The organism is Ruegeria sp. AO1 (assembly GCF_056535985.1).
Window position 1 is genome coordinate 205438 of sequence record NZ_JBQFJC010000002.1, and the last position, 13327, is coordinate 218764.

Here is a 13327-nt window from a genome sequence, read left to right on the forward strand (position 1 = left end):
GCAGCATCCGTTCGGCAAAATACACCAGATGGTATTACCTGGGCACATGGACCGATGTCGTGCAACTCTGATCAAACAGTGCCGCAAACTGCGGATCGGCCAGTGTTTCATCTGTTTGTGCCCATAGGTGGTCATATTGGGTATCGATATAGTCGATAAATCCTGGGTCGATGGTTTGATCGACTGGAGATTGCGCAACGGCGTGCATCATGAAGATGTCAAACGCGCAAAGACCGTTTGGGTTGGAATTCAGAAGACTGCGCATGAAGTCATGTGAGCTCCACGGCAAGCGTTGCAGGTTCACCGGCGTTTCCTGCAGCTTGGATAAGAACCCCATCGAAGTATCAAACAGAAGGATGTCCATGCCAAAGGTGAAGGATTGAAACAGTTCTTCTAAAAGAATCGATTTGTGAAAGTCTTTCTCTAGCTGACCGAGCCGGTGATGTGCCGGTTGCTTGACCACGATATGTGTCCCCTGCCCCCGACGGCCAAAGAACGTCTGCGCCATGGCTGGAGACGTCACCATATAAGTTCGACCCTTGGGCAACCCAAGCTGATGGACTTCACTAAGCCAATCAATATCCGCAGAAAGATCGCTGTTCGGCGGGTATCCTGAATAGAGGCGCAAGACCACCGTTCGACCGGTTCCACAATCCCGCGCTGAAGTGCCAGCATACCGCATGGGTGTTGGATGCCCAAAACTGTGTTTCAGCAAATCCCGAAAGGCATTCAAAACAACCAAAGTCTGCGGGTGGGGCTTTTCACCTACAAGGCATAAGGCGGCGCCCGCCAATTCGCGCCCGTTTATGTGAACGGGAATTGCCAAATCGCGCCCCAACATGGTAGAGCGCAGCTCATATCCCCATCCTTTTTGTGCGAGCTCAATATAGTCGCGCTTACCTGCATGAAGCGAATTGGAACATGCGACAAGCATGGCGATTTGCAAAAGAAGAAAGCGCATGCGACCCCTCGTGCGGCGCAGAACATGGTTTAAAGACTACTTACACCAACAATGCACCCGTGTCATTCTCCGGGAGATCGTCGTCCCCTCCTTGAAGGCGTCAGAAAAAACCTTTGGATCGCTTTGCGACAGCGTTCAGAAGATCCGAGTTGTCCTCGAACCCTCCGATACGAGGATCTCCTAGAGGGTGTAGCAACGGTGCTGTCAGACGAATTCGAACCAGTCTAAGTTTGCCGCGGAAACCGTGAACCTATCCAGAACAAAGTTGACGCCACTCTGCGAGAGCTGCGTTGTGTGTTAGCTTGAATGTATCTCTGCAGGTCAACGATCTTTCCTGGTTGAAGTGGTTGTATACGGAGGAATGGACGGCGGCGAATTTCTGTAGACTTCGCATGCGCCTGAAACGCTGCATCGCGCGTTCGCGTCGTCGAAACGGCAGATGCGAGTTCTCGACGCGGTTGTTGAGCCACCTTCCCGTCCTTTGTTTTTCAAGCGCCCAGCTCTCTGAGCGCGGCTCTGTATGAGGCGAAGCGATCCGTGATGACGTTTTCCGCTTTGCCGTGTCGCTTCATCAATTTCTTGAGGAATTTCAACGCGGCCTGCTTGTTTCGGCGTTTGGTGACAACGGCTTCCAGCACCTCGCCTTCGTAATCCACAGCTTGCCAAAGAGATTGCCGCCTTGCATTGATCTTCACAAACAACTCATCCAAAATGCCACTTCCATTTCGAGTATGCTCACAATTGCTGAACACACTTTCTTCGAATCTGACGCAAACATTGGACCAAAAACGGTTCGACCAATATCGGACAGTCTCGTGGCTCAGGCTAATCCTGCGTTCGTGCAGAAGGTCTTCAACAATCCGAAGCGAGAGCGGGAAACGGACGTACAGCATCACCGCAAGACGGATGATCTCGGGACTGGTTTTAAAGTATTTGAAAGAGGCAGGTCTGGTCATGGGCAAAAGCTACGCAACACCCCTGCCCGCCTCAAGACAAGTTCTTCTGACAAGACCCCCCCTTTAATAAGGTTAGGGAAAAACGATGAGAAGTTCCACTTTGGGCTCGAAACGGCCAGTCGGAAATCTTGATTGAGCGTTTAAAACCCCGCCTCTACGAGTGCCGAGCGCAGTCGCTCTCTGTTTTGCGCACTCTTCAAACCGAAAGATGACACTAGCGTGTCGACAGAGAACTTGCTGTCTCGTGCCTTTGCGATACTGGCTACGGCTTTTGCCGCTTCAATAGCGCCGCTTTCCACATGACAGACCGCCAGAAGGGGACGGCCCGCATAGAAGTCCGGTTGGCGCGCCACGATGGCCTCTGCTTCTTCGCGAGCACCAGTGACTTCACCAGTAAACAGCAAGCTGAGTATCTTAATCATTGAAAACCAGCCTGGGTAATTCACGATCTCAGATGTTGCTTTTCGGATCTCGGTCAGGGCTTCCTCACTGCGATCCGCCATAAACAGTGCATAGGCCAACGTCGCTCGCGTTGCTGGATTCGACGGCTCACGCGCCAGTCCTTCGCTGGCTGCCGCAACCGCACCGTCGTGATCGTTCCGAGCTATACGGATCGCCCGAAGCAACGAATATGGTCTGCTATCATCTTCTTCCGAGGTTGCAAGCGCGATAGTGAAATCCTCTTCGGCCGCGGATAGGAGGTGCTCAGCGCGTTCAGGCGACCAGAGTGCAATGCGCGCTCTGCAATAGGATCTCGCGATGCGAGGTGTCGGGAAATCGGGATCGCGTTTCAATGCTTCCGTCCAGATGCCAATACATTTTTCCATCGCATCCGGAGAGTATTTTTGGAACTCCGTAAAGGCTCTTGCGCTCAGGCGCCAAGCTTCAAAGTTGTGAGTGCCCTGTTGCCATCGGTTCGTATAGCTGCCAGCGCCTAGTGTCGTATGCACATCGATGACAATCTTCTGCGCAAGGTCATCTTGCAGTTCAAACAAATCTCTGCCACACTGATCGTAGCGCTGCGCCCAGACCTGCACGCCTGAAAACTGATCGACGAGCATACATTGCACCCGCACGCGTTCTCCTGCGGAGCGGATACTGCCACTGAACCTATATCTTGGAGCCTCGAGACTGCGGCTCTCGTCAACCACCGTAAGCTGTGCAACGGTGCCGATCGCTATTGCTATATCTTCGCCCAAACCGCTGGACAGCTCTTCAATTTCACTACGGATGGAGCCATGTCTGAATGGAGTGATCGCTATGGTTGGCTTCACTTCCACTATACGCAAATCAACACTGCTATCGTGTCCCATCCGCCACCGATACACCCGAATAGGCTTGTCTATATTCTTAACCTTGTATGGACCACTATCGGCAAACTCATGTGCTCGCTTCGGCCCCAGTCCTTCATAAGCCAGCGCCGAAATGCATAAGCCATCTGGGTCCGCCAGCCCTTCCAGTCGCGCGGCGATATTGACGCCCTCTCCGTGAACGTCACCATCTTGCACGATAACATCACCAAGATTCACTCCTGCTCGTAGGTGAATTCGCTGCCCTTCAGGCAACGTCTCTTCGTGTGCCCTGTTCAGCAGCAATATGTCGGTCGCAGCCTGAACCGCATACACTACCGACGGAAACTCAGCCAACGCACCGTCGCCAAGATACTTGACTACACGCCCCTCCCGTGCCGACACTTGGGGAGCGATGATACTGTCCTGCAAAGACATAATTCGTGCATGCATGCCTTCTTCGTCGGCGGCGGTAAGCTCGGCTGAACCGACAATATCAAGAACAAGCACAGCAGCCAGGCGACGTTTCAAGTGATAACTCCTGTTTCCTCTGATAGTAGCTCGCAAGACCTGCAATGTCTCCCGCAGCATATCCCTAGAGCACAAATCTATTAGGCAGGTAACAGAACACTTCCGCTTTGGGCTCGCAGTAGACCTTCGCTGCCTCCCGTATCTGTGACTGGAGGCAGCGCGAGCCGGACCTTCTAAAAAAGACTTTGCAGTTCCGCTTTGCGGAACAAAGCCGACGATACAGACAAGACTAAATTTCTAGTTTATGGTAAGATAAAACGTTGCTGAGACGGCCAGTTTTTGGTTCTAACCTCGTTCAAGCGCTCTTAGTTTTTTTGCGCTACCGGCTTAATCTTCAGGGATACTTGAACCGAAGAACTCGAACTTTCGAGTGCTACCAACTGTGATCGGTTTCTCGTTGGTAAAAAGACTGCTATCAAATGAGAACGAATTATCGGTTCCGATCATCTGAATGTGAGAATAAATGCGCTTAGCTCTTTTCATTCTCTTTCCGATTATGTTTATCGGGTTGCTTGTTTTTCTGATCTTTGGCTTGAAACCGCCCAACAGTATTAAACTGGCTGCTGGCATAAGCGGCGGCGGATATTGGCAAGTTGGACAGCTCTACAAAGCAGAACTTGCACGCGACGGCATTCAGGTAGTTTTAGTTGAAACCGAGGGGTCCGTTGAGAACATTCAGAAACTTATTTCTGGCGAAGTGGATGCCGCATTTGTTCAGGGTGGTCTGGAAATACCTCAAGACGAAAACTTACAGTCTTTGGGCGCCATTTTTCTTGAACCTATGGTGGTGTTCCGCGGAAAGTCTAGTCCAGTCGGGGCCAATGCAGGAGAATGGGGAGACATTCGCTTAGCTGCAGGAACCATGGCGTCCGGTACTCGCGCCGCCGCTTTAGCGCTAATTGAAGCCGCTGGGTTGCAAAATGTCGGCATAGAGCTCGTCAATGTTGGGGGCAATGATGCGATAAAGGCGTTATATGCCAACGAAGCGGATGCAGCGTTGTTTGTCGCTCCACTCGATGCACCTTACCTTATGGATGCAATCTTTGATCCAGAAATCATTTTCGTCCCTATGGCTTTGGTCGACGCCCTTGCATTGAAACTTTCAGGAGCGAATTCGGTAACTGTACCAGCAGGATCAATCACACTCGACCCTCCGAGACCACCAGAGGATGTTAAGATCTTAGCATTGCGAGCTTCACTTATAGCCGCATCCGATCTGCACCCTGCGGTAACCGATAGGTTAGTGAATGCAGCAAAGAACATTCATGGCGAACCTAATATTTTGCAAAGTGCGCGCGAGCATCCAAACACGGCTTCCCCGCCTGTGCCATTAAACAAAATTGCCATAGAGCTAATAAACTCTGGGCCAAACTTTTTGCACGGCGTCTTGCCATATTGGATCGCAGCGCAGTTTGGCAGCGTATTGTTATTGCTGTTGCCTTTATTGTTCTTGGTACCGTTTCTGCGGATCGTCCCGTCCGGTTACGTGTGGTTTCAAAAGCGCCGCGTCTGGCGTTTTTATCAGCGCATCGCTGCGCTTGAGGAGGAACTCAGCAGGGCACAGACCTCAACTGAAGTAGAGGAGGTCGCCAAAGATATCGAAGAAGTAGATACAGCCCTTACAAATCTGAATCTGCCGCTCGCATACCGCCAGGGAGCATATGATGCACGTTTGCACATAGATTTAATTCGACAAGAGATTGCGCGTCGTCGAACTGCCAAACTTGATGGAACCTCGACGTTCTCTAGCAAACCAACTTAGAAGACCATTTTGATTTGAGACTTCGGTACAGTCGTATGCTTTAGTTATTGTGTGAACAGTGCTTTGGGCTCGCAGCCATCGTTGGTAGAGTTTTCTTTGGCGACAGCTATGCTGGGCGAACATAGTTCAGACTATGCGTAATAGTTACTTGTATTGAGCGATGTAAACTCTGAACATGATAAGGGGTTAGGAAATGTTCCGTTTAGCATCTATTCTGACTATCGCGCTTGCGGCTGGTGCGCAGGCCGAGGACGTCCCAAACACTCAACCTGGCGACAGAGAGTATTCCCCTTACCCGCAACAAGACTATCCCAACCAGGTCTTTTTCGGCGACACTCACTTGCATACCTCTTACTCCGCCGATGCTGGTATGATCGGCAATGTACTTGACCCTGATGCAGCGTATCGTTTCGCCAAAGGCGAGGTGGTGACATCTAGCACTGGCGTCGAAGCTAGGTTGCGCCGACCACTAGATTTTCTGGTCGTTGCCGATCACGCCGAGAACCTTGGTCTCGCGCCGCTGTTAGCAGCCAAAGATGCCACGCTGCTCTCCACGGAGTTTGGTCAGCAACTGAACGCGGCTGTCGAGGCCGGCGATCCCGTTGGCGCATGGTCGATTTGGAGCCAAGCCAAGTCCACTGGCACAGACCCATTGGCGGATTATCAAGAGATTTACCAAACAGCGTGGAGCAACATTACCTCCGCCGCTGAGGCACACAATCAACCGGGTTTGTTTACTGCGCTTATCGGGTTCGAATGGACCTCAAACCCACAGCGGAATAACCTGCACAGGAATGTCATATTCAACGGTGGCAAAGAGGGCGCTGACAAGATCATCCCGTTCTCGAACTTTGATAGCTTCGACCCCGAAGACCTATGGACATGGATGGAGCAAGCCGAAGAAACAACAGGCCAAAAGCTGCTCGCAATCCCCCACAATGGCAATTTGTCCAACGGGTTGATGTTCGACGAAGTGCGCTTGTCCGGCGAACCGTTCGATGTTGAGTATTTCAAACAGCGTGCCAAGTGGGAACCGATCTACGAAATCACGCAAATGAAAGGTGACGGCGAAGCACATCCTATGCTGTCACCAGACGATGATTTTGCTGACTTCGAAACGTGGGACAAAGGACAACTTGGACCAGAGCCCAAGACACCGGAGATGCTTCCGCGCGAGTATGCGCGGGCAGCTTTGCGGCGGGGGCTTGGATACGAGGCGGAAACAGGGACAAACCCATTCAAATTTGGCGTGATCGGTTCAACCGATGCTCATACATCGCTGTCCACGGTTGGCGAAGACAATTTCTTCGGGAAAGTCGCGGCTGTTGAACCTACTGCTGACCCGATCCGATTTGAAGAGGTCGTCGGCGGTATTGGTGGTGACGAGAGTGTTGCCCAATATGCATGGCAGACTTCGGCGTCGGGTTTGGCGGCCGTTTGGGCAAGGGAAAACACCCGCGAGGCCATTTGGGATGCTTTTGCTCGGAAAGAAGTCTATGCCACCACTGGGCCGCACATGCGTGTTCGCGTTTTCGCCGGATATGAATTCGACGTAACCGACCTGCCACGTGCGGATTTTGCCGCGTATGGATATGAAAATGGCGTCCCGATGGGGGCGGATTTGCCAGCGGATAGTGACGGTCGGTCTCCGCGCTTTCTCATCCGTGCGCTCCGTGACCCCGATGGGGCCAACCTCGACCGTATTCAGATTGTCAAAGGCTGGCTGAGCAGTGACGGCACAACGTCGGAACGTGTTTATGACGTTGCTTGTGGCGGGCGTGAACTTGTAAGCGCGGCGTGTGACGGCCCGGTTGGCAATACGGTGGATGTAGAAAACGCGTCTTGGACAAATGACATCGGCCAGGCAATTCTCGCCGGATATTGGGAAGACCCGGACTACGACCCGACGCAAAGCGCGTTCTATTACGTCAGAGTGTTGGCAATACCGACCCCACGGTGGACAACATATGATGCCAAGGTTTTCGGGGCAAAAATCCCTGAAGAAGCCCCTCTGTCTATACAAGAAAGGGCCTATACGTCGCCAATCTGGTACTCACCTCAGGGATGAGTGATCTTGGGTTGGACTAAAACTCATTTAGTCTGCTCTGGGCTCCCTCCTGCCGTTTTCTGCGCTATTGATGAGCGGTTAGCGGCATCGCGAAGAGGACATTCCCGATCCGAGTGCCGGGCAGAAACAAACAAGCGCAACACATGTCACCGATGTCCGCATCTAGACTTAGATTGGAGGTGCTGGGCGCTCTACGGCCAACTGTCTGGCTGCCACCCTTTCCCTATGTATCATGTACAGCCCTGCACCGATGATGATGCCAATACCAATCAGGCTAAGTGTGTTCGGAAAGTCATTGAAAACAAGATAGCCAAACAAGGTCGCTACCGGCAGCTCAAAGTACTGAAGTGGGGCCAGTGTAGCAGAAGGGGCAAAGGAAAGCGCATATGTCATCATCATGTGGCTCACAGTGGCAAAAAAACCTGCCCCGAAAAGCCACAGAAACGCGATTTCTGTCGGCCAAACAGGATCGAAAAGCTCGGAGCCAGAACCCTGCGCGACTACTAAGGTAGGAACACAAAACAAACTGGCAATCAGGCCAGTGTGGAATTGTAGAGCGACGGGGTGCATCCGTCGCGACAATCCCCGCGTCACAAGAATGTAGAAAGCGAAAGCGCATGCCGTACCTAGCGGAATTAATGCAACCGCACCGAAGGCCGCGAAACTAGGTTGGATGACGAATAATACACCAACAAACCCCACAAGAGCTGCCCCGACACGACGAGGGCCGACGTCTTCACCAAGATAAAACCTGCCGACCAACAGGACGATAAACGGGGCTACAAACACAATTGCCAACGCATCGGCAAGTGGCATTACTCGGATTGCCGCAATGAAGCAAAAGGTGGCGAACAGTAAAAGTAAAGATCGGAATACAAGTATCAACAACGCACCGCGCGCCACACGAAGTGAAAGTCCCATTATCCAGACAAACGGGGCCATGAGCACGCACTGCACTACAAAGCGAGCAGCCGTTATCTGCCCAACTGGCACGCTGGCCGACGCGAGTTTTGCAGCAACATCTAGCAAAGGAGCAGTCAGGCAAAATCCAAGCATCAGCGCAACGCCAGCAAGGGTTCGATCCGTAGATTGAGGCATGGAATCAGCGGAAGTCATCCCACTATCTAGGAATGTCGCCAAACGCGTGTCTGTTCTCAATACGACGCCACGCAAAAGTCTCGTGATTAACCGGATCAAGTCGGATGCGAATTTACACCTGTTTCGACCTACAGGTTCAACCGACCGCACGGCAGCATGAAATCACGGATTCAAGTTCGGTTCCGCACAGTTGGTGAGCTTTTGCAAAGTCCGGTTTCTGCGCATTTCTGTCATTCGGGCATCGTGCAGCATAGGTCAAAGTGGGCTCAAAGCGGACCTTAGCTGCACCAGGCCTGAATGACGGCGCTGCGGACAAAGCGGCCATTTCATTTTTCTGCAATTGAATGCGACAAGCCAGTGCGAGTTTCTTACTGCAATCAAACCTGCGGTAAGACAAATGCGTAGAGGCGTGACTTTTTTCCATCATCGGTTAAGATGTAAAGAACGCCACCATTTTCATCCAAAGCTATCCCCTCAGGGTTCTTCACTTCCTTTACTTCATCCTTTTCGGAGTAAATTAAGTCGATAGATTTGACTGTTTGAATTTCACGATCAAAAACGAATATTCGGCGCCCTTCATCGCTGAGTATCCATAAAGACTTGGTCTTGCCGGACCAGGCGATCCCGCTGATGTCTAATTCGTCATCGTCGGCACGAGATGAAACAAAACCAGCTTCAGCCGTTAATGGAACTACTCCAATAATCTCATCAATTTCCGAGGAAATGACGAGTAGCAGCCTTGGTTGGCCCTCAATGACTACGAATACTTGCCCAGAGTCTTGATCTACAGTGATCCCTTCCGGTCCCTTGTTCAAAGGGTTCTCAGCAAGCATTTCAGCAACTTTGCCGTAGCCCCTGAGTGAAGAAAGTGGAGTAGAATTGACTTTGATTGGGTCCGTAGGTTGGACCGTTACGATAGATCGGTCAGTTTCTTGTAACAGCAATACAGACCCATCATTTCTTCCAGCGACACCTTCCAAGTCTGTGCCCAGATGTTCTGGAAGTTTGAACGAACTCTTTAGCTCTCCATCTACTCCTAGAAGGTGCAGCTTCGATGCTTCATCGCTTACTGCCCACAAGAATCCATGAACACCGGAAAGCGACAATCCGGATGGCTCAGAAAAGCCCTCTGATTTGTCTGCCACTTTGTAAGACTCAATAAGTTCCAACATATCAGTCTGCGCTCTCACTGGGCTGGTTAACGCCAAAGTGTTGGCGACCACAGCAAGGCTCGCGCAAATTACCTTCGCTACTCTTCGTTTGTGCCGGTCATTTGACTGGTTCATTCGAGATAAATCTGCGCTTGTGTGGATCTGGTTCATATTCGATCAAAAATCGATGTTGTCCAACCTAACACAGTATTTTGCGGAAGTATGATGTTTGATCCCGCAAGGCTTTACCGAACGTAAATTCATAGGGTTGAATTAGTTTATGGGCGTGCGACTTGGTCGAGAGGTGTGGAGTGATTGCTTCAAGTTACGCACTTTGGAGCGACTATTCGACGGTACAGCGGGAGGGAAAGACTTTTGAGTAAGCTGTTTTCAATAGCATCGGTCCTTTCGGCCGTGCTGTTGCCTAGTATTGGCTATTCTCAAATTGATCCTGCTTCCTTGCTCGCAGGAACGTCCGAATCAGAGATTTTGATTGAAAGAGGCTGGACTCAGTTCCGCGGCAAGCAGGAACTCTACTTTTTCACGCTAGACGTCATTGTAACGATCATTTTGACAGCTTTGATTGTTTATCATCCCGTACGACGTAAAGCACGCCGAAGTGTCAGCGATCTGGTTATGCCCAGACTGTTCTTCCTTTATGCGCTAATTGGAATGGCAGTGGGATTCCTGGTAGTCCAGCACGGGTCAATGATTGGTTTCGTTATTTTTGGCATCGGTGCGTTGCTCAGGTTCCGCTCCAATCTGGATGATCCGGTCGATACTGTCGAAATGATAATCGTAACGGTTCTTGGTCTTGCGGTCGGTTTGGGCTTACCGCTGATGGCCACACTGGTGGCGATTGTGTGTTGGTGCTTCATTTGGCTCGGAGGGCGAAACAAGGGCGTGGAAGTTTCGCTCAAAGCTTCAGATGAAGAGCACTCATTGAAAGTCAGCGGAGACATTGAAACCATGGCCGCAGACGCTGGCTGGAAGCTGGTCAGAAAACACCACGTCCCTGGAAAATCTCGCGTTTCATTGCTTTTCATAACTTCGGGAGGACTTTCAGAAGCCCGGATCGAAGAGATGGTAAACGATCTGGTCCCAGAAAAAGTTGAACTGAAACTCAATCTCTAGTCATTTGACAAGGTCTAATCGTTTCAAAACAGCATTCGGAGATCTGATCACTTTCGGGAGCGACTTGAAGTTTACCGACCTTTCGAAATCAGGCCCTCGATATACTGCTATCCCAAACTCTCCGTTCGGCTGGAACTTAACATGAGTGAAGCTGTGAGGCGATCTGGCGCTATCGCCAATAAGCCGACGCGGACCACCTCCCAAACAAGCTTGAGAGACGTAGGCCACACCGTCTTTCCAACCGGGATAGAAGGCATGATGGTGGCCTGACAGGTGCAGAACGACACCGCTTTCCAGGTAGATTTTCTCAAGTGTTGAGTCACCGATGATTTCGCGTTCGCGCTGGATCGCGAAGGGCCAAAGCGGAAGATGACTGAAAGTCACAATCGGGTCTCCATTTGCACCCAGTTCCACAAGTCGGTCCTGTTGATCACCGGATAGCGGCCCTAAGGTCGTAGCATCCAAAGATGCAAACGTTACGCCCTGCATCTCAAACGCGTAGAAGAACGGGTAGTCATCCGAAACCAGGAAGTCGACGTCTGGTTTTCTTGGTTCCCATTCTTCTGCGTATATTTTTCTTTCGCGCTCGAACCCTCGGTAAGCGGAGGCGTCATGGTTTCCAGGCGTGACCGCAAACGGAATTCCGGCAGCCGCTAAAGGATCTGATACCGCCTCATGAAACGCCTTCCACATTTCCCTGACCTGTTTGTCGGACAAGTTGGGAATGCGCTGTCCCGCAACCATATCTCCGGTCGAAATAACCAAATCGGGATCAATCTCGACTATCCGCTCAATCGCCTTGTCGACGCGGGCATCGTATTTTACCGAACCATAGCTTCCATTCAGATCCGATATGACGATGACATCCAATGCCGCCGCTTTGCAGGCGAGCAGAGCGGTCCAAATGAACACCGCAATAAGAGCAGAACACCTACGGTTCATAACAGTCCACAGCCTCTACCTCGGTGCCGTTTCTCAAAAAGAATACGACAGGATCCAAGTCGAACATCAAATCGCCATTTGAACAATTGCTCTGGAGGATGGACGTTGCCAGCGCAGTATTTTTGACAACTTGTGCAATCTGACTGTCTGATAACCCAAAGCTTTGCGATAGCCAGTCATAGACCGGGCCTTGGGTTTGAAGGTCACTATTCAATGTAACCAAGCGCCGGTACGTGCTTGGAGAGAAGTGGCGAATTTTCTCCAGCATTTGAGTAGATTTCGCGAAGTTGGCATACTCGACACGCCCGCCGGCATCGTTGTCGTTTAGATTGCTGCGACGGATCAATAACGCGTCGGCGGGAACGTCTCCATCGTTTGGCTCATGGTGCTTGGCTTTCTTCTGCTTCAGTTTTCCGTCTTCGACCCAATACCAATAGGGTGTGAAGTCTATGTTTCCTACGCGGTCCTGCTGGCTAAAGATGAAATCGAGGAGAACAATCTCGGTAAGTTCTTGCATCCAAAATGCCATCTGTTGGTCGCTGACATCGGGGCCGAGATCCTTGTTGATCATCCGGTCTCTTCGACCTTCCCTGACGCCCTCTATAATGGCCTCTGGCAAGGGTTTTGAAGAACGCAAAGCCAAGAAAGCAGGAGTTTCCTGAAAATCGCGGTTCTGACCTTTCCCCCAACCAGATTTACGGGTGCCGTTGATTTCCGAGCCGTATCGATGCCCAGGGCTATCAAGCAGCACACCGTATATTTGCGTTCGATCTGCGGTGAACAGATCGTCGGTTGGCTGGTATGAGTTCGGGTCAGCATCCGCAGCTGCGAAGACCCGCCAGCCTTCGTGGTTCATGCGCCCGCCATGAGAGCCACCAGAAATCGCAAGGCCAGGCTCGGCGACCTCGGAAAAATGCGCCTGGGCGTCCATGCTACGCCAAACGGCGACTGGAACTTTTACAGTCGCGTCGAAATATCTGGACAAATGATAGTAAAGCAGTGAAGACGTGGAAAAAGTTCCACTGGTGCCTTTTTGGTTCATGGTTGACTTGAATTTAGCCACCCTGTCCTTGGCCAGATCTTTTGCCGCCTTCCCCTCCTTGCAAGCGTTTCTCTCGAATTCAGAACGGTTCCCCACGTAAGGTCCTTCCGAAATATCGTAGACGGCCATTCCTGGGCTGGTGCTCCAGGTTTTTGGGCAAATGGCAATTTCAGAGGCATAGAAATCGATCTCGCAATAGGCCGTTTCTTCCTCAAGATCGCTTTTTCGATACTCGCCCGTTGGGACTTTTTCGATCCGAATACAGCGTTCAGTAACGCCGTTGGGACTATCAAAGGTCGTGGCTTCACCGAGAACATCGTCGTTCGCCCACAAGACAGTGGGTGCAATGAGAGCAAGTGACCCCAGAAGATTGAACTTCATTTGGATAGTCCT

General features: G+C 51.3%; 11 protein-coding genes. 3 read left to right on the plus strand and 8 right to left on the minus strand.

Features of this window, described 5'->3' with window-relative positions:
• Positions 1-34: 34 nt before the first annotated feature.
• The 4 genes from ACR3FB_RS19165 to ACR3FB_RS19180 all read right to left on the minus strand — a co-directional run bounded on the left by ACR3FB_RS19165 (position 35) and on the right by ACR3FB_RS19180 (position 3737).
• Positions 35-961, minus strand: a complete 927-nt coding sequence (locus tag ACR3FB_RS19165; RefSeq protein ID WP_480566444.1) for a hypothetical protein — start codon at positions 959-961, stop codon at positions 35-37.
• A gap of 250 nt (positions 962-1211) precedes the next feature.
• Positions 1212-1496, minus strand: a complete 285-nt coding sequence (locus ACR3FB_RS19170) for a DDE-type integrase/transposase/recombinase (protein WP_480566802.1) — start codon at positions 1494-1496, stop codon at positions 1212-1214.
• The gene (locus ACR3FB_RS19175; RefSeq protein WP_480566446.1) at positions 1450-1917 is read right to left on the minus strand and encodes an IS6 family transposase; all 468 of its coding nucleotides are present in this window, start codon (positions 1915-1917) and stop codon (positions 1450-1452) included. Before ACR3FB_RS19175 ends, ACR3FB_RS19170 begins: the two co-directional genes overlap by 47 nt.
• A 140-nt stretch (positions 1918-2057) precedes the next feature.
• Positions 2058-3737: a tetratricopeptide repeat protein gene (locus tag ACR3FB_RS19180; protein ID WP_480566448.1), complete on the minus strand. Its 1680-nt coding sequence runs from the start codon at positions 3735-3737 to the stop codon at positions 2058-2060.
• A gap of 463 nt (positions 3738-4200) precedes the next feature.
• Here ACR3FB_RS19180 and ACR3FB_RS19185 point away from each other — a divergent pair, with 463 nt between their 5' ends.
• Positions 4201-5499, plus strand: coding sequence for a TAXI family TRAP transporter solute-binding subunit (locus ACR3FB_RS19185; RefSeq protein ID WP_480566450.1), 1299 nt, complete (start codon positions 4201-4203; stop codon positions 5497-5499).
• 193 nt (positions 5500-5692) lie between these two features.
• Entirely contained in the window at positions 5693-7567 is a 1875-nt protein-coding gene (locus ACR3FB_RS19190) for a DUF3604 domain-containing protein (protein WP_480566452.1), read from the plus strand.
• A 168-nt stretch (positions 7568-7735) separates the two neighbouring features.
• Here ACR3FB_RS19190 and ACR3FB_RS19195 read toward each other — a convergent pair whose 3' ends face one another.
• Positions 7736-8665, minus strand: a complete 930-nt coding sequence (locus ACR3FB_RS19195; protein ID WP_480566803.1) for a DMT family transporter — start codon at positions 8663-8665, stop codon at positions 7736-7738.
• A gap of 377 nt (positions 8666-9042) precedes the next feature.
• Positions 9043-9837: an SdiA-regulated domain-containing protein gene (locus ACR3FB_RS19200; RefSeq protein WP_480566454.1), complete on the minus strand. Its 795-nt coding sequence runs from the start codon at positions 9835-9837 to the stop codon at positions 9043-9045.
• Between the two features lie 354 nt (positions 9838-10191).
• On the opposite strand from ACR3FB_RS19200, the gene ACR3FB_RS19205 reads away from it, so the two are divergent.
• Complete coding sequence (locus ACR3FB_RS19205) at positions 10192-10950, plus strand: DUF4956 domain-containing protein (protein WP_480566456.1); 759 nt, start codon at positions 10192-10194, stop codon at positions 10948-10950.
• Here ACR3FB_RS19205 and ACR3FB_RS19210 read toward each other — a convergent pair whose 3' ends face one another.
• A complete protein-coding gene (locus ACR3FB_RS19210) occupies positions 10951-11820 on the minus strand; it encodes a metallophosphoesterase family protein (protein ID WP_480550256.1) in 870 nt (289 codons plus the stop codon).
• Positions 11821-11881: 61 nt separating this feature from the next.
• Positions 11882-13315 carry a hypothetical protein gene (locus ACR3FB_RS19215; protein WP_480566458.1) on the minus strand — a complete coding sequence of 478 codons (1434 nt, stop codon included), beginning with the start codon at positions 13313-13315 and terminating at the stop codon, positions 11882-11884.
• Positions 13316-13327 lie beyond the last annotated feature (12 nt).